Below are 15,902 nucleotides of genomic sequence, written 5' to 3' on the forward strand. Positions count from 1 at the left end.
CTGCGATAAGGGCCGAAGGACCTTCGCTCTTGGAAAAAACGCGAACCCTTTGGACTCGATCGCAGCCTGCGGCAGCGACTACACGGATGTTTGATCAGCCCGCCAACCGCTGCAACTGCTCGCTGGCCCGCTCGGCGAATAATTGCAGCAACCCTTCCAGCGTATGCGCCGGGGCTTCGTCCACCCGGGTCACCGCGTACAGCGTAATCGGCAGCGCCGGGCTCAAGGGCCGGATCAAGGTGCTTGCCCGTGAAGCACCCAACGCCGTAAACGGATCAATCACCGCCAACCCCGCACCCGACTCCACCATCGCCCGCGCCAGCGAATAGGTCTGCACCGCGATGCTGATGCGCGGCGGTGGCTCTACTGCTTGCAGGTAGCTGTCCAGCCGGGCAAACAGCGGATCGGCACTGCTCAGCCCGATCAACGGCGCGTCCGCCAGCTCATCCAGTGCCAGCGGTACGCCTTCGCTTTCATCCGCCCAGTAACCCCGCGGCGCCAGCGCTACGAGTACACCGTGGGCCAGCGCCCGCGCCTTGAGCCCCGGATGATCGGGCAGCTTGAAGGTCAGGGCCACGTCCAGTTCGCGCATCAACAGGTTTTGCACCAACTCACGGCTGTGGGCGCTGGCCAGTTCACAGTTGATATCGGGATAACGACGGGTCCACTCGCTGATCACCGGCGGCAACAGTGACAACGCCAGCGCGGGCGTGCTGCCAATGCGCAAACGATGCCCCGGCTCACGGCGCAGGCTTTCGGCCAGGCGCTGCACGCCTTGCAGGCTCTCGGTCACCTTGTCGACTTCGCGCTCCAGCAACAGCGCCTCGGGGGTGGGCTGCAACTTGCCGCGCACCCGCAGAAACAGCGGGAACCCCAACCGCTGTTCAGCGTGTTGCAGCACCTTGCTCACTGCAGGCTGGGAGACATGCAGCAACTGGGCAGCCGCACTCACCGACCCGGTTTGGCGAATCGCCTGGAACACTTCGATATGACGCAAGCGCATGGCAGCAGTCCATAACCTTTGTTTATGGGAGGACCATCTTTATTCATTGTTCGCCGCCTGTCACCTGCCCCTAACCTGAAGCCTGTTCAACAGTGGCTAGGGACTGACATGGCACAGCGAGTTTGCATCATCGGCGGGGGCGTTATCGGGCTGGCAACGGCGTATGCATTGGTGCGCGACGGCTTTGACGTGAGCGTGATCGAGGCCCAGCCCACCCTGGGCAGCCAGACCAGCTTTGCCAATGGCGGTCAGCTTTCCTACCGCTACGTCGCCCCGCTGGCCGATGCCGGAGTGCCCTTGCAAGCGGTGGGCTGGATGCTGCGCGGCGACTCGCCGCTCAAGCTGCGCCCACGCATGGACCCGGCCCAATGGCGCTGGCTGGCGTCGTTTATGGCCGCGTGCCGTAGTTCGGTGAACCAGCGCAATGGCGCGCATTTGCTGCGTCTGGCATTGCTCAGCCAGGCCACATTGCAGCAATGGCGCGAAGAAGATCAGCTGGACGGTTTCGCCTGGCAGCGCAACGGCAAACTGGTGGCGTTTCGTGAACGCAGCCACTTCGACAAAGCGCGCAAAAAAGTTATCCACAGCTCATTTCAACAGGCGCTGTCCGCCAGCGAATGCGCCAGCCTGGAACCCGGCCTGCAAGGCTCGGCATTTGTGGGAGGCATCTACACCCCGAGCGAAGAGGTCGGTGACTGCCACGCGTTCTGCCAACAACTGGTCGCCCGCTTGCAGGCCAGTGGCCGTTGCACGTTCTTGCTGGGTAAAACTGTCACCCGCCTGCGTCATGCCAACGGTGAAGTCCAGGCTGTGGAAATGGGCGACGAAGTGCTGGCAGTGGATCAACTTGTGCTCGCAGCGGGGCACAACAGCCCGGCCCTGCGCCTGCCCGGGATGAACCTGCCGCTGTACCCGCTCAAAGGCTACAGCCTCACGCTGGCCCTGACCGACCCGCAAAAAGCGCCACAGGTGAGCATCACCGACTACGACCGCAAAATTGTCTACGCCCGTATTGGCGAGCAATTGCGCATTGCCGCGATGGTCGACATTGTCGGCTTCGATCCCTCGCTGGACCCCAAGCGCCTGGCGCAAATGCGCCAACTGGCCAGCAGTACTTTCCCGGAAGCGGGCGATTATCACGACGCTATCGAGTGGGCTGGCATGCGTCCTGCTACCCCGAGTGGCGTTCCCATTCTTGGCGCCAGTGGCTACCGCAACCTGTGGCTCAACCTGGGCCACGGCGCGCTGGGCTTTACCCTGGCCTGTGGCAGCGGGCGCTTGCTGAGCGAGCTAATTGCACACCGTAAAACGTCCATTGACCTGCAAGGCCTGGCTGCCTGAGTGCACCCTCCCAACCAGAAGGAATGCCCGATGACGATTGACCGCATCAACAGCAATGACCGTTTGAGCGCCGCCGCGACGTTCGAGGCGCTGGTATTTTTGTCCGGACAAGTTCCTACGCAAAGCGAGGACATCACGGCACAGACTCAAGAGGTCTTGAGCAAAATCGACGCACTGCTGGCCGAAACCGGAAGCGACAAGGACCACATCCTCAACGCCACCATTTACCTGCAAGACATTCAGCGCGACTTCGCCGCCATGAATGCCGTGTGGTCAGCCTGGCTATCGGCAGGCAAGGCGCCTACCCGCACCACCCTGCAAGCCGAACTGGCACGGCCTCAGGTGTTGGTGGAAATAAGCGTGATTGCCGTTCGTCATTAATCTGTTTTAAGGGAAAACAACAACATGAAAAAACTTACCTTGATCAGTTGCACCCTGGGCCTGTTGATCAGCCACACCGTGCAAGCCAATGAGACGCCGCTGCAAGGCACGCTAAAGAAAATCGCCGACTCCGGAAGTATTACCTTGGGTTATCGCGATGCCTCGGTGCCGTTTTCGTATGTCGGGGACAACAGCGGCAAACCGATGGGCTATTCGGTGGAGTTGGCCAACAAAATCGTTGAACGTATCCAGCAGCAAGTGGGCGACAAACCGCTGAAGGTCAAATACAACCTGGTGACTTCGCAAACCCGTATCCCGCTGGTGCAGAACGGCACCGTTGACCTGGAATGCGGCTCAACCGGCGTGACCACCGAGCGGCAAAAGCAGGTAGCGTTTTCCTATGGGTTTATTTACGTCAAAGGCCAATTACTGACCGCCAAGGACAGCGGCATCAAGGGCTTCGATGATTTGCGGGACAAGAACGTCGTCACGACGGCTGGCACCACCAATGAGCGCTTCATCAAAAGCTACAGCGCCGACCACAAAATGGGCATGAACGTCATCAGCGCCAAAGACCATGGCGAAGCCTTCAAGATGCTCGAAACCGGCCGCGCCGTAGCGTTTTACATGGACGACGCGCTGCTTTACGGCGAACGCGCCAAAGCCCGTGATCCGCACAAATGGGTGGTTGTAGGGGATGAACAATCCCGGGAAATCTACAGCTGCATGGTGCGCAAGGACGACCCGCAGTTCCTGGCGGTGGTCAACAAGACCCTGGCTGATTTGTACCAGTCCGGTGAAATCACCAGCATTTACCAGCGCTGGTTCGAACAACCGATCCCGCCTAACGGCCTGAACCTGGAATTCCCGATGACCGCCGAGCTAAAACAGATCATCGCCAAACCGGTGAGTGATCCGGTGGAGTAAGGGCGTCAAAAAAAGTCTTCCGTTACACCCTCACCTTCAAACCAGCTGTCCCAAGACGCGCCTGCTGCACTCAGGCGCGTGCTGCTTTAACACACCCTTCTGTGGGAGCGGGCTTGCTCGCGATGCAGGCGCCGCGGTTTATCTGGATAACCGCGTCGATCCAATCGCGAGCAAGCCCGCTCCCACAAAAGCAAAAAAGGGCTGAGGCTGACTTAGAAATCGCCCCACAACTGCTGCGCCACGGCCAGGGCTACCACCGGCGCGGTTTCGGTGCGCAGCACCCGTGGACCAAGGCGTGCAGGCTGGTAGCCGGCGGCTTGGGCCAGATCGATTTCGTTGTCGGTCAGGCCGCCTTCAGGGCCGATCAAGAACGCCAGCGTCGCAGGCTTGGCGTGACTGGCCAAGGGCTCCGATACCGGGTGCAGCACCAGTTTCAAGTCAGCCTGCGTGGTTTTGATCCAGTCGCCGAGCAGCACTGGCGGATGAATCACCGGCACCCGCGAACGGCCGCATTGCTCGCACGCACTGATCGCCACTTGCCGCCAGTGGGCCAGGCGCTTGTCGGCGCGCTCGTCCTTGAGCCGCACTTCGCAGCGCTCGCTCATGATCGGCGTGATTTCAGTGACCCCCAGTTCAGTGGCCTTTTGAATCGCCCAGTCCATGCGCTCGCCACGGGACAGGCCCTGGCCGAGGTGAATGGCCAATGGCGATTCGATTTGCCCGACAAAGGTTTCGTCCAGCAACACGCGCACGCGTTTTTTGCCGACTTCCAGCAAGCGCCCCAGAAACTCCTGGCCCGAGCCGTCGAATACCTGCAGGGCATCGCCCTCGGCCATACGCAGCACGCGGCCAATGTAATGCGCCTGGGCCTCAGGCAACTCATGTTCACCAAGGCTCAAGGGAGCATCGATAAAGAAGCGGGACAATCTCATTTATATTCTCTGGAAATTCGAGTGCTGATCACACATCCCTGTGGGAGCGGGCTTGCTCGCGATTGTATCTACGCGGTGGTTCAGCAATACCGTGCAGCCTGCATCGCGAGCAAGCCCGCTCCCACAGTGGATATAAGTACGGCCCGGTTTAACCCGGGTCACGGAAGTCTGGATGAAAGTTCGACGGCACGGCCACGCTGATGTCGTTGCGCGTCGCAAGGTCGATCCCTTCACTGGCCACCTCGGCCAAAAAGTCGATCTGCTCCGGGGTGATCACGTAAGGCGGCAAGAAATACACCACGCTGCCCAATGGACGCAACAACGCGCCCCGCTCCAGCGCGTGCTGGAAGACTTTCAGGCCTCGACGTTCCTGCCACGGGTATGCGGTTTTGCTGGCTTTGTCCTGGACCATTTCAATGGCCAGGACCATACCGGTCTGACGCACCTCCGAAACATGGGGATGGTCTACCAGATGCGCGGTGGCGCTGGCCATGCGTTGCGCCAGGGCCTTGTTGTTTTCGATCACGTTGTCTTCTTCGAAGATATCCAACGTCGCCAGGGCCGCCGCGCAGGCCAGCGGATTGCCCGTGTAGCTGTGGGAATGCAGAAAGGCGCGCAAGGTCGGGTAGTCGTCATAAAACGCGCTGTACACCTCGTCCGTGGTGACACATGCAGCCAGCGGCAAATAGCCACCGGTCAGCGCCTTGGACAGGCACAGGAAGTCCGGTGTGATGCCCGCCTGTTCACAGGCAAACATCGTCCCGGTTCGACCAAAGCCCACGGCGATTTCATCGAGGATCAGGTGCACACCGTAGCGATCACAGGCCTCGCGCAGCAGTGTGAGGTAGACCGGGTGGTACATGCGCATGCCGCCCGCGCCCTGGATCAGCGGCTCAACGATCACCGCCGCAACCGTGTCGTGGTGCTCGGCCAGTGTCTGTTCCATGGCCAGAAACATCGTGCGCGAGTGCGCTTCCCAACTCACGCCTTCGGGGCGCAGGTAGCAATCGGGGCTAGGCACTTTGATGGTGTCGAGCAGCAATGCCTTGTAGGTTTCGGTGAACAACGGCACATCACCCACCGACATCGCCGCCATGGTTTCGCCGTGGTAGCTGTTGGTCAGGGTCACGAAGCGTTTTTTGTTCGGCTGTTCGCGATTGAGCCAGTAGTGAAAGCTCATCTTCAGCGCAACTTCGATACACGACGAACCGTTATCGGCGTAGAAGCAACGAGTCAGCCCTTCAGGCGTCATGTTCACCAGACGCTCGGACAGTTCGATCACCGGCTGATGGCTGAAACCGGCAAGGATCACATGCTCCAGTTGATCGACCTGATCCTTGATGCGCTGATTGATACGCGGGTTGCAGTGGCCAAACACGTTGACCCACCAGGAACTCACCGCATCCAGGTAACGCTTGCCTTCGAAGTCTTCAAGCCACACACCTTCGCCGCGCTTGATCGGGATCAACGGCAGTTGCTCGTGATCCTTCATTTGGGTGCAGGGGTGCCATAACACGGCAAGGTCGCGCTGCATCCACTGATTATTCAGGCCCATTTCCACTCTCCTGGCGCTGGTTCCCGGCATCTGCGGGTAAACAATCGCGCAAGCCTATGCAATACGCAGGCGTGTCACAACCCATTACAAATTCCGGCAGCGTATAGACGCTTGCAGACTGGCAAGAAGGACACTAAATATTGTTAACGTTTGCTTAATTATTGCCTCACAGGCTACACATCGTATTTATCGATACCTTGCAGCTAAAAAATGAGCTTTCAATCGATAGGTAAACCATTAGTCTTAGATCCAAGTTCCTACAGGATGTTGGCAATGCAGCTACGTAACTCTTCTTCTCGATATGGTGCCGTCAGCATTCTCATGCACTGGACCGTTGCGCTCGCGGTGTTCGGACTGTTCGCCCTGGGTTTATGGATGGTCGGTCTGGACTACTACAGCCCTTGGCGCAAAGAAGCCCCTGACCTGCATAAAAGCATTGGGCTGACGTTGCTCGCCGTGATGGTGCTGCGTGTCCTGTGGATCTGGATCAGCCCGGCGCCACCGGCACTGGCCAGTTACAGCAAGGCAACGCGTATTGGGGCCAAACTCGGCCACGGCTTTTTGTACCTGAGCCTGTTTGCCGTGATGATCGCCGGCTACCTGATCTCCACCGCAGAAGGCGTGGGCATCCCGGTCTTCGGCCTGTTTGAAGTCCCTGCACTGATTTCCAACCTGCCCGACCAGGCCGATGTGGCCGGTGTCGTGCACTTATACCTGGCGTGGACCGTGGTGATTTTTGCCGGTTTGCATGGTCTGATCGCTTTGAAACACCACTTTATAGATCGTGATGCGACCCTGACTCGTATGCTGGGGCGCAAAGCCTGATGCTCGACCTCAACTCAAAAGGAAAAGAAAGCATGTTGAAAAAGACCCTCGCTGCGCTCGCTCTCGGTACCGCACTGCTGACCGCAGGCCAGGCCATGGCTGCTGACTACACCATCGACAAAGAAGGCCAGCACGCCTTTATCGACTGGAAAGTCAGCCACCTGGGCTTCAGCTTCATTCACGGTACTTTCAAGGACTGGAGCGGCACATTCTCGTGGGATGCAGCCAAGCCTGCCGACAGCAAGATTGACGTGACCCTGAAAACCGCCAGCCTGTTTTCCAACCACGCAGAACGTGACAAGCACATCGCCAGCAAAGATTTCCTGGACGTGAGCAAGTACCCGGAAGCGACCTTCAAGTCGACCAAGGTTGTGCCGACTGGCGAAAAAACAGCTGACGTGACAGGCGACCTGACCCTGCACGGCGTGACCAAGCCTGTGACCTTCAAGGCAACGTTCAACGGCGAAGGCAAGGACCCATGGGGTGGCGAACGCGCTGGCTTCAACGCGACCACGACTGTGAACCTGAGCGACTTCGGCATCAAATCCCCAAGCAAGGATCAGACCCTGAGCCTGGATATCTCGCTCGAAGGCGTGAAGGCCAAGTAATAGCGCTTTTATACGGCTAACAAAAAACGCCCCGGCTTGCGAAAGCCGGGGCGTTTTTTTGTGTACTGTCGTAGGAGCGGGCTTGCTCGCGCTTGGGTCGCCTCGGTGTAGCCGTTAACCCGAGGTGCCTGAATTGCGAGCAAGCCCGCTCCCACAATCTTTAGCGGTTACGCGTCAGCAGTGCCGGCTTCTCGCCACGAGGGCGGTTCGGCAGTTGATCGAGCTGCTCAGGCGTCGGGAAGCGATCGCTTTTCGACTCTTTGTGCATGATCTTCGGCTGATTCTCACGTGGGCCTTTAACCGCTGGCTCTTGACGGGCATCGTCACGGGCCGGGCGGTTTTCGCGACGGGCTTGACCGTCACGCGGGGCACCACTGCGTGGACCGCTGCGCTTGGCAGGCGGTGTGCCAGTGGTAGCGCCGCTGCCAGTACGTGGAGCATTCTGACGACCACCGGTACGCGCGGCAGGTGCTGCGCCAGTGCCTTGAGCCGGAGCTCCCGGACGACGGCCGCGGCTCTGGTTGTTTTTGTTCTGGTACGGGCTGACGTAATCAGCGCGGTTACCAAAGTTGTCCACATCGTCATCACGGAACTCGTCCGGCGCACGGTTGGCGTCTGAACGAGGCGCTGGCTGACGCTGCTCACGGGCAGGCTGAGCTTCGCGTGGCTTTTGCTCACGAGCTGGACGCTCGCTGCGAGCAGCCGCCGGTTTTTCTTTGCTCTTTTCCTTGCCCTTGTCTTTACGACCGCCGCCACCGCCCGGGTTACCCGGACCGTCGCCACGTGGACCGCGTGGCGTGTTGCGCGGGTTACGCACATCTGGACGCTCGCGTACTTCAGGCTTTTCGGCCTCTACGGTGCTGGAGTCAAAACCCATCAGATCGCCATCGGCGATTTTCTGGCGGGTCATGCGCTCGATGCTTTTCAGCAGTTTTTCTTCGTCCGGAGCGACCAGCGAGATGGCCTCACCCGAACGACCGGCACGGCCAGTACGGCCGATACGGTGAACGTAATCTTCGTCGACGTTTGGCAGCTCGAAGTTGACCACGTGTGGCAACTGATCGATATCCAGGCCGCGAGCGGCGATATCGGTCGCTACCAGAATGCGTACGGCACCGGCTTTAAAGTCGGCCAGGGCTTTGGTTCGTGCGTTCTGGCTCTTGTTGCCGTGGATGGCCACAGCGCTGAGGCCGTGCTTGTCCAGGTACTCGGCCAGACGGTTGGCACCGTGCTTGGTCCGGGTAAAGACCAGAACCTGTTCCCAGGCGCCTGCGGTGATCAAGTGCGCCAGCAGGGCACGCTTGTGGGTAGCGGGCAGACGGAAAACCCGTTGCTCGATACGCTCGACCGTGGTGTTGGGTGGCGTAACTTCGATACGTTCCGGGTTGCGCAGCAGCTTGCCGGCCAGATCGGTGATGTCCTTGGAGAACGTCGCCGAAAACAGCAGGTTTTGACGCTTGGCTGGCAGACGCGCGAGGACTTTTTTCACGTCATGGACGAAGCCCATGTCGAGCATGCGGTCGGCTTCGTCGAGCACCAGGATTTCAACGTGGGACAGATCTACGCTGCCTTGACCGGCCAGGTCGAGCAAACGACCCGGGCAGGCAACCAGTACGTCAACACCGCGGGCCAGAGCCTGGACCTGAGGGTTGGTACCCACACCGCCGAACACGCAGGCGCTGACGAACTTCAGGTCGCGGGCATAGAGCTTGAAGCTCTCGTGCACCTGGGCGGCGAGTTCGCGGGTCGGTGTCAGGACCAGCACGCGTGGTTGGCGTGGGCCGTGGCGCTGGGATTTGTCCGGGTGGCCATTGGGAAACAGCTTTTCCAGGATCGGAAGAGCGAAGCCGCCGGTTTTACCAGTACCTGTCTGAGCCGCAACCATCAGGTCGCGACCTTGCAACACGGCGGGGATGGCCCGCTGTTGCACCGGAGTAGGCTCGGTATAGCCCGCAGCTTCAATGGCGCGGACTAAAGCCTCGGAGAGACCGAGGGAAGCAAAGGACATGAGAAATCCTGTTCTAGTTAGGGCTTGGCCCAAAGGGATAGTCTTGCCTGGCGTGAATGGCGTTTAAGATGACGCAATCCCGTCCGGTCCTGCTCCAGTCCACAAGGCTCATGCGCACCGCTCGCGCGGGCAAGAGCTGCGCAGTAGCGGGGGTTGAGTGGCTTGTACAAGGACGAGCGGCCGGGCGTAAGCCTGGCGGAAAGCCCGGAGTATAACAGAGCAATCACGGCGCGCCGATTTCATGCTGCCCAACGGTTTTTTCAAGAGAAGCCAAAAAACCTGTAGTCGCTGCCGAAGGCTGCGAAGGGTTGCGAAGCAACCCGTTCCCTCGAAGGCCCATCGGACCTTCTCGCAGCCTGCGGCAGCGACTACCGTTTTCTGTTTAGCGCGGCAGCTTGAGGTTGTTCCAGATCGCCAGGCTCGGATCAGCCTGGTTCAGGGTGTAGAAGTGCAACCCCGGTGCGCCGCCATCAAGCAGGCGCTCGCACATTTCGCTGATGACCTGCTCGCCAAACGCCTGGATGCTCTGCGTATCGTCGCCATAGGCTTCAAGTTGCTTGCGGATCCAACGCGGGATTTCAGCACCACAGGCGTCAGAAAAACGCGCCAGCTTGCTGTAGTTGGTGATCGGCATGATGCCCGGCACGATGGGAACCATCACGCCTGCAGCTTCCACGCGCTCGACAAAACGGAAGTAGCTGTCGGCGTTGAAGAAGTACTGGGTGATCGCACTGTCAGCGCCAGCTTGGGCCTTGCGTACGAAGTTGCTGATATCGTCTTCGAAGTTGCGCGCTTGCGGGTGCATTTCCGGGTAGGCGGCCACTTCGATGTGGAAGTGATCGCCGGTTTCTTCACGAATGAAGCTCACCAGGTCATTGGCGTAGCGCAGCTCACCACTGGCCATGCCCATACCCGAAGGCAGGTCGCCGCGCAGTGCAACAATGCGTTTGATACCTGCAGCCTTGTACTGGGCCAACAGGCCGCGCAAATCGGCCTTGCTGTCACCCACGCAGGACAGGTGCGGTGCAGCAGGCACTTTTACTTCGCTCTCCAGCTGCAGCACAGTATTGATCGTGCGGTCGCGGGTCGAGCCACCGGCACCATAGGTGCAGGAGAAAAAATCCGGGTTGTAGGTCGCCAGTTGGCGAGCCGTGTTCATCAGCTTTTCATGTCCAGCATCGGTCTTGGTCGGGAAGAACTCGAAGCTGAAACGACGGTCTTGAGACATGGGAATACCCTTGCGTACGCGAAGGAGGCCAGTGATGCCCCCTGACGCTGAACTCACACAAAAAAAAGGCGGTCAGTGCAAGCCTGACCGCCTTTTTTAATCAGTAGCGATAAGCGTCTGGCTTGAACGGGCCTTCGACGGTGACGCCGATGTAGTCAGCCTGTTGCTTGGTCAGTTGCGTGACCACGCCGCCGAAGCCGCGAACCATTTCCAGGGCCACTTCTTCGTCCAGCTTCTTCGGCAGAACTTCTACGGTCAGGCGCTCGGCTTGCAGCTCGGCTGGCAGGTCAGCGTACTTCTGGGCGAACAGGAAGATCTGGGCCAGAACCTGGTTGGCGAACGAACCGTCCATGATGCGGCTTGGGTGACCTGTGGCGTTGCCCAGGTTAACCAGACGGCCTTCGGCCAGCAGGATCAGGTAGTCGTCGTTCTGTGGGTCGAATTCGCCCAGGCCAGTACGGTGAACCTTGTGAACCTGTGGCTTCACTTCTTCCCATGCCCAGTTCTTGCGCATGAAAGCGGTGTCGATTTCGTTGTCGAAGTGACCGATGTTGCACACTACGGCGCGTTTTTTCAGCGCAGCCAGCATGTTTTTGTCGCACACGTTGACGTTACCGGTGGTGGTCACGATCAGGTCGATCTTGCCCAGCAGCGCAGCGTCGATGCTGGCAGCAGTGCCGTCGTTCTGGCCGTTGATGAACGGCGAAACCACTTCAAAACCGTCCATGCAGGCTTGCATGGCGCAGATCGGGTCAACTTCGGACACTTTAACGATCATGCCTTCCTGACGCAGGGACTGGGCCGAACCCTTGCCCACGTCACCGTAGCCGATGACCAGTGCTTGCTTGCCGGACAGCAGGTGGTCAGTACCACGCTTGATGGCATCGTTCAGGCTGTGACGGCAGCCGTACTTGTTGTCGTTTTTGCTTTTGGTGACCGAGTCGTTGACGTTGATCGCAGGGATCATCAGCTCGCCTTTGGCCAGCATGTCCAGCAGACGGTGAACACCGGTGGTGGTTTCTTCAGTCACGCCGTGGATCTTTTTCAGCATGGCCGGGTATTTCTTGTGCAGCAGCTCGGTCAGGTCGCCGCCGTCGTCGAGGATCATGTTGGCATCCCAAGGCTCGCCATCTTTGAGGATGGTTTGCTCAAGGCACCACTCGTACTCTTCTTCAGTCTCGCCTTTCCAGGCGAAAACCGGGATACCGGCAGCAGCGATAGCAGCGGCAGCCTGATCCTGAGTCGAGAAGATGTTGCACGAGGACCAACGCACTTCGGCACCCAGGGCAACCAGGGTTTCGATCAGTACGGCGGTCTGGATGGTCATGTGAATGCAGCCCAGAATCTTCGCGCCCTTGAGCGGTTGTTCTGCTGCATAACGGCGGCGCAGACCCATCAGGGCTGGCATTTCGGACTCGGCGATGAACGTTTCGCGACGGCCCCATTGGGCGAGGGACATATCAGCGACTTTATAGTCGGTAAAACCTGCAGGCGTGTTTACAGCGCTCATCAAGAGCCTCCATTCGTTTAATCGCGAATGGGCGCCGTTGTGCGTTTAGTGCCTGAACAGGGGACCCTGATCAAACAACGCCCCATCCGAGCCTGACAGGTTGAACCTGCTGCAGCGCCCCTCGGACAGGTGGCGGGAACGGTACTGGGTAAAAATGACCGTTTTGAAACGGGGGCTATTATAGCCATCCGGGCAAGTGATCCCAAGGCTTTTTCTTTGACCCTATCGAGACCATAGTCCAAGGTTAATAGAGCTAAGTGCCGTGGTCTGACATCATGGCCCGCATCTAAGGCAAGACGGTCAGGAGCGAATATGAATTTTCACACCCGCAAATGGGTTAAACCCGAAGACCTCAACCCCAACGGCACCCTGTTCGGTGGCAGCTTGCTGCGCTGGATCGACGAAGAAGCCGCGATTTACGCCATCGTCCAACTGGGCAACCAGCGCGTGGTCACCAAGTACATCTCCGAAATCAACTTTGTCAGTGCATCGCGCCAGGGCGACATCATCGAACTGGGCATCACCGCCACTGAATTTGGCCGCACCTCGATCACCCTGACCTGCGAAGTGCGCAACAAGATCACCCGCAAAAGCATCCTGACGGTGGACAAGATGGTCTTCGTCAACCTGGGCGAGGACGGCCTGCCCGCACCGCACGGGCGCACCGAGATCAAATACGTCAAAGACCAGTTTCAGGACTGATGACCGGGTTTGATGCCTGGCCTGTGTAGTCGCTGCCGCAGGCTGCGAAGGGTTGCGCAGCAACCCGTTTAATTGGAGGCCCATTGGCCCCATCGCAGCCTTCGGCAGCGACTACAGGTTTTGAGTGAACAGCTACAGCCCCTGCGTGTCGTACCTTTACACACGCCACGGTCATGAAGCTCATGGAAACCCAAAAGTCCGGCAAAACCCCCAACCTGTCGGCTGAAGAAGAGCACGACGTCACCAAAAACCAGCCACCACGCGCCGCCGTCCTGCACGAGATCATTCGCTTGCAGGGCGATCAGGAGCTGGAGCGCAGCATCGCCGCCCTGTTCTGGTCGGCTCTCGCTGCAGGGCTGACCATGGGCCTGTCGCTTATGGCCATGGGCTTGCTCAACTCGCGTCTGCCCGACGGCGAAGCCTTCAAGGTCATCGCCAGCTTCGGCTACTGCGCCGGTTTTTTGGCCGTCATCCTTTCCCGCCAGCAACTGTTCACCGAAAACACCCTGACCGCCGTGTTGCCGGTCATGAGCAAACCCACGCTCAACAATTTCGGGCGCCTGCTGCGGCTCTGGGGGGTGGTGCTGGTGGGTAACCTGATGGGCACCCTGCTGGTGGCCTACGTCATGCTGCACCTGCCGATTTTCGACACGCCAACCGACAAGGCCTTTCTTGAAATCGGCCGCAAGGTCATGGAAAACGACGCCAGTCAGATGTTTGCCAAGGGCATCGTTTCGGGCTGGATGATCGCCACCATGGTGTGGATGATCCCGTCCATGGAGAGTGCCAAGATGTGGATCATCATCCTCATCACCTACTTGATGGCGCTGGGCGACTTCACCCACATCGTGGTCGGTACGGCCGAAGTGTCCTATCTGGTGTTTGCCGGGGAACTGCCCTGGAAAGACTTCTGGCTGATCTTTGCCGGCCCTACCCTGGCCGGCAATATCATCGGTGGCAGTTTTATTTTTGCCCTGATCAGTCACGCGCAGGTTCGCAGTGACACTAAAAAACTGCCCTGAATCAGATCACGTAATGCGCGATGGCCACAAAGTGCAGCAGGCTGCCGGCAATCACGAACAGATGCCAGATACCGTGGGCATGGCGCAGGCGGTGGTCCAGGGCAAAAAAGATAATCCCCACGGTGTACATCACCCCGCCCGTGGCCAGCCAGATAAAGCCCGCGGTGCCCAGCGCCGCGAGTAACGGCTTGACGGCCACCAGCACAATCCAGCCCATCACCGCGTAAATCACGATAGACAGAATGCGCGCCTCGGAGCGTGGCTTGATCTCTTGCAGCATGCCGATCACCGCCATGCCCCACACAATCCCGAACAGCGACCAGCCCCACGGGCCATGTAGCGTGACCAGGCAAAACGGCGTGTAACTGCCCGCAATCAGCAGGTAAATCGACAAGTGATCAAACTTTTGCATGATCACCTTGGAGCGCCCGCGCACGCTGTGGTACACGGTCGATACGCTGTACAACAGCACCAGCGTGACGCCATAAATGGCCACACTGACAATCTTTTGCGGGCTGCCATCCAGGCACGCCATCACCAGCAACCAGATACTGCCCACTGCTGCTGCAACCGCACCCACCAGATGAGTCCAGGCGTTGAGCTTTTCACCGTGATACATGTGCAACATCCTCAAAAACTGACAGTGCGACTGTGTCACCCGGTTACTAGATAAGGGTCAGGGGTGTGAAGTTAAAGGGCAATGCCGCGATTCGATATGTTCGCGATGGTAGCACCACGGTTCAACTGAAAGACCGCATCGCCTGCATCGCGAGCAAGCCCGCTCCCACATGATCCAGAAACTCGCCAGCGTTGGCTGCAGGCGCTTCTCGTTAATCGCCAAATGCTTCAAACCGCAGCATCAGCACCTGTTCAAGCAACTGCTGCGTGCTGCCCAACAGGCTCGCCAACAATCCCTCATCTTCATCCATGTAACCTTCGTATTCCGCGAGGTTACGGCGCTCATGGCACAAGGCAAACAAACGCACCTGCACTTTGTCGATTGTTGACGTATGGATCAGGCTTTGAAAAACCAGATAGCGCCGGTCTGATCGATACCCATACAGCCGCAAGGCGGTCAGTGCAATGGCGTGGGCTGCGTTGTAAGCCAGATCGAAACGACTGGCGAAAGACAACTGGGCGCTGCCTGCATCTTTCAGGCGATCAACCGCCGAACGCAGCAGCCCTTCACACTCCTTGCGATCGGGTGGTTCAACCTTCAAGCCTCCAGTGCGTACCAGATTTTCCAGGTTTTCATTTTTCTCCATCCACGGGCTCCAGCGGGTCATGACCGATCAGCGTGATTTTTTCCTGTTGCGCAACCCTCACGACAAAGCTGTTTCCGGCAGCCAGCTTGGCGGCCCAGTCTTGAGGGGTGTAGAGCGTCGGGTTGATGGTACGACCCAACGATTCTTCAAGCGGCATCAGGTGCTCCATGACGTCACTGTAATGCAGGTTTTCACCCATCAGCATAAGGTCGATATCACTGCCGACGTGTGCCTGATCCTTGGCAACCGAGCCATATACAAATGCCCATTGCAACTGTTCTGCGAAAGGCATCAGCGCCACACGCAGCGGTTCAGAGAGCCCCGAGGTCTTGCGGATAATGCTCAGCAGCTCCTGATAAATCGGGCACTGTGCATTTGCCTGGTAGTGAGCCTGATTTCCCTGACGGGTCACAGTGAGAATGCCTGATCGCTCTAGACGCCCCAGCTCGCGCGTCAAACTGCCTTTGCCTACCTTTGCCCAACGTGCAATTTCGTTGACGTAAAAGCTCTGGCCTGGCTTGCCAAAAAGCAGGCCCAGCACTTTTTGCTGCGTGGTGGTAAAGAGCGCATCACTGAGCGATAACATGTTGACGGC

16 protein-coding genes and 1 riboswitch are annotated in these 15,902 nt (G+C 58.8%); of the genes, 7 read left to right on the forward strand and 9 right to left on the reverse strand.

The genetic code is table 11. The features are described from left to right. Positions 1-94: 94 nt before the first annotated feature. Positions 95-1,003 carry a LysR family transcriptional regulator gene (locus AACY07_RS20880; protein ID WP_339477258.1) on the reverse strand — a complete coding sequence of 303 codons (909 nt, stop codon included), beginning with the start codon at positions 1,001-1,003 and terminating at the stop codon, positions 95-97. Between the two features lie 108 nt (positions 1,004-1,111). On the opposite strand from AACY07_RS20880, the gene AACY07_RS20885 reads away from it, so the two are divergent. From AACY07_RS20885 to AACY07_RS20895, 3 genes are read left to right on the forward strand one after another with little or no spacing between them, the layout of a single operon-like run. Beyond that, positions 1,112-2,344 carry a D-amino acid dehydrogenase gene (locus AACY07_RS20885; protein WP_339477260.1) on the forward strand — a complete coding sequence of 411 codons (1,233 nt, stop codon included), beginning with the start codon at positions 1,112-1,114 and terminating at the stop codon, positions 2,342-2,344. Positions 2,345-2,374: 30 nt separating this feature from the next. Then, entirely contained in the window at positions 2,375-2,725 is a 351-nt protein-coding gene (locus AACY07_RS20890; protein ID WP_133075194.1) for a RidA family protein, read from the forward strand. A gap of 24 nt (positions 2,726-2,749) precedes the next feature. Next, the gene (locus tag AACY07_RS20895) at positions 2,750-3,652 is read left to right on the forward strand and encodes a transporter substrate-binding domain-containing protein (RefSeq protein WP_339477262.1); all 903 of its coding nucleotides are present in this window, start codon (positions 2,750-2,752) and stop codon (positions 3,650-3,652) included. A 212-nt stretch (positions 3,653-3,864) separates the two neighbouring features. Here the strand turns inward: AACY07_RS20895 and AACY07_RS20900 are convergent, their stop codons facing one another. Both AACY07_RS20900 and AACY07_RS20905 read right to left on the reverse strand, forming a co-directional pair. Further along, positions 3,865-4,584 carry a 16S rRNA (uracil(1498)-N(3))-methyltransferase gene (locus tag AACY07_RS20900; protein ID WP_219262657.1) on the reverse strand — a complete coding sequence of 240 codons (720 nt, stop codon included), beginning with the start codon at positions 4,582-4,584 and terminating at the stop codon, positions 3,865-3,867. Between the two features lie 148 nt (positions 4,585-4,732). Beyond that, positions 4,733-6,139 carry an adenosylmethionine--8-amino-7-oxononanoate transaminase gene (locus AACY07_RS20905; RefSeq protein ID WP_219262658.1) on the reverse strand — a complete coding sequence of 469 codons (1,407 nt, stop codon included), beginning with the start codon at positions 6,137-6,139 and terminating at the stop codon, positions 4,733-4,735. Positions 6,140-6,412: 273 nt separating this feature from the next. On the opposite strand from AACY07_RS20905, the gene AACY07_RS20910 reads away from it, so the two are divergent. Together AACY07_RS20910 and AACY07_RS20915 are read left to right on the forward strand one after the other, a co-directional pair. After that, positions 6,413-6,964 (forward strand): cytochrome b, encoded by a 552-nt coding sequence (locus AACY07_RS20910; protein ID WP_133075190.1) that lies wholly within the window; start codon positions 6,413-6,415, stop codon positions 6,962-6,964. A gap of 32 nt (positions 6,965-6,996) precedes the next feature. Then, positions 6,997-7,572 (forward strand): YceI family protein, encoded by a 576-nt coding sequence (locus AACY07_RS20915; protein WP_339477267.1) that lies wholly within the window; start codon positions 6,997-6,999, stop codon positions 7,570-7,572. 160 nt (positions 7,573-7,732) lie between these two features. Here the strand turns inward: AACY07_RS20915 and AACY07_RS20920 are convergent, their stop codons facing one another. From AACY07_RS20920 to ahcY, 3 genes are all read right to left on the reverse strand, one after another. Beyond that, positions 7,733-9,580 carry a DEAD/DEAH box helicase gene (locus AACY07_RS20920; protein ID WP_133075188.1) on the reverse strand — a complete coding sequence of 616 codons (1,848 nt, stop codon included), beginning with the start codon at positions 9,578-9,580 and terminating at the stop codon, positions 7,733-7,735. A 382-nt stretch (positions 9,581-9,962) separates the two neighbouring features. Continuing rightward, on the reverse strand, positions 9,963-10,808 hold the full coding sequence (gene metF / locus AACY07_RS20925) for a methylenetetrahydrofolate reductase [NAD(P)H] (RefSeq protein WP_133075187.1): 846 nt from the start codon (positions 10,806-10,808) through the stop codon (positions 9,963-9,965). A gap of 100 nt (positions 10,809-10,908) precedes the next feature. Next, entirely contained in the window at positions 10,909-12,318 is a 1,410-nt protein-coding gene (gene ahcY / locus AACY07_RS20930; RefSeq protein WP_219262660.1) for an adenosylhomocysteinase, read from the reverse strand. Between the two features lie 22 nt (positions 12,319-12,340). Next, positions 12,341-12,447, reverse strand: a riboswitch (S-adenosyl-L-homocysteine riboswitch). Positions 12,448-12,630: 183 nt separating this feature from the next. Between ahcY and AACY07_RS20935 the strand changes: the two genes are divergently transcribed. Further along, positions 12,631-13,020, forward strand: a complete 390-nt coding sequence (locus AACY07_RS20935; protein ID WP_048361238.1) for an acyl-CoA thioesterase — start codon at positions 12,631-12,633, stop codon at positions 13,018-13,020. A gap of 182 nt (positions 13,021-13,202) precedes the next feature. Further along, a complete protein-coding gene (locus AACY07_RS20940) occupies positions 13,203-14,042 on the forward strand; it encodes a formate/nitrite transporter family protein (protein ID WP_339477272.1) in 840 nt (279 codons plus the stop codon). Position 14,043: 1 nt separating this feature from the next. Here the strand turns inward: AACY07_RS20940 and trhA are convergent, their stop codons facing one another. From trhA to AACY07_RS20955, 3 genes are all read right to left on the reverse strand, one after another. Beyond that, positions 14,044-14,661: a PAQR family membrane homeostasis protein TrhA gene (gene trhA, locus AACY07_RS20945; RefSeq protein WP_086795678.1), complete on the reverse strand. Its 618-nt coding sequence runs from the start codon at positions 14,659-14,661 to the stop codon at positions 14,044-14,046. 211 nt (positions 14,662-14,872) lie between these two features. Further along, complete coding sequence (locus AACY07_RS20950; RefSeq protein ID WP_133075185.1) at positions 14,873-15,307, reverse strand: hypothetical protein; 435 nt, start codon at positions 15,305-15,307, stop codon at positions 14,873-14,875. Then, positions 15,294-15,893, reverse strand: a complete 600-nt coding sequence (locus AACY07_RS20955) for a transcriptional regulator (protein ID WP_257623007.1) — start codon at positions 15,891-15,893, stop codon at positions 15,294-15,296. The genes AACY07_RS20950 and AACY07_RS20955 overlap by 14 nt, the downstream gene beginning before the upstream one ends. Positions 15,894-15,902 lie beyond the last annotated feature (9 nt).

Source organism: Pseudomonas sp. RL_5y_Pfl2_69, from assembly GCF_963970465.1.
Lineage (GTDB): Bacteria > Pseudomonadota > Gammaproteobacteria > Pseudomonadales > Pseudomonadaceae > Aquipseudomonas.

Excerpts from the sequence above, each read along its gene's own strand:
- metF (WP_133075187.1), bottom strand. The coding sequence starts at position 10,808 with ATGTCTCAAGACCGTCGTTTCAGCTTCGAGTTCTTCCCGACCAAGACC.
- AACY07_RS20885 (WP_339477260.1), top strand. The coding sequence starts at position 1,112 with ATGGCACAGCGAGTTTGCATCATCGGCGGGGGCGTTATCGGGCTGGCA.
- AACY07_RS20880 (WP_339477258.1), bottom strand. The coding sequence starts at position 1,003 with ATGCGCTTGCGTCATATCGAAGTGTTCCAGGCGATTCGCCAAACCGGG.
- AACY07_RS20915 (WP_339477267.1), top strand. The coding sequence starts at position 6,997 with ATGTTGAAAAAGACCCTCGCTGCGCTCGCTCTCGGTACCGCACTGCTG.
- AACY07_RS20905 (WP_219262658.1), bottom strand. The coding sequence starts at position 6,139 with ATGGGCCTGAATAATCAGTGGATGCAGCGCGACCTTGCCGTGTTATGG.
- AACY07_RS20920 (WP_133075188.1), bottom strand. The coding sequence starts at position 9,580 with ATGTCCTTTGCTTCCCTCGGTCTCTCCGAGGCTTTAGTCCGCGCCATT.
- AACY07_RS20900 (WP_219262657.1), bottom strand. The coding sequence starts at position 4,584 with ATGAGATTGTCCCGCTTCTTTATCGATGCTCCCTTGAGCCTTGGTGAA.
- AACY07_RS20910 (WP_133075190.1), top strand. The coding sequence starts at position 6,413 with ATGCAGCTACGTAACTCTTCTTCTCGATATGGTGCCGTCAGCATTCTC.
- ahcY (WP_219262660.1), bottom strand. The coding sequence starts at position 12,318 with ATGAGCGCTGTAAACACGCCTGCAGGTTTTACCGACTATAAAGTCGCT.
- AACY07_RS20955 (WP_257623007.1), bottom strand. The coding sequence starts at position 15,893 with ATGTTATCGCTCAGTGATGCGCTCTTTACCACCACGCAGCAAAAAGTG.
- trhA (WP_086795678.1), bottom strand. The coding sequence starts at position 14,661 with ATGTATCACGGTGAAAAGCTCAACGCCTGGACTCATCTGGTGGGTGCG.
- AACY07_RS20895 (WP_339477262.1), top strand. The coding sequence starts at position 2,750 with ATGAAAAAACTTACCTTGATCAGTTGCACCCTGGGCCTGTTGATCAGC.
- AACY07_RS20950 (WP_133075185.1), bottom strand. The coding sequence starts at position 15,307 with ATGGAGAAAAATGAAAACCTGGAAAATCTGGTACGCACTGGAGGCTTG.
- AACY07_RS20935 (WP_048361238.1), top strand. The coding sequence starts at position 12,631 with ATGAATTTTCACACCCGCAAATGGGTTAAACCCGAAGACCTCAACCCC.
- AACY07_RS20940 (WP_339477272.1), top strand. The coding sequence starts at position 13,203 with ATGGAAACCCAAAAGTCCGGCAAAACCCCCAACCTGTCGGCTGAAGAA.
- AACY07_RS20890 (WP_133075194.1), top strand. The coding sequence starts at position 2,375 with ATGACGATTGACCGCATCAACAGCAATGACCGTTTGAGCGCCGCCGCG.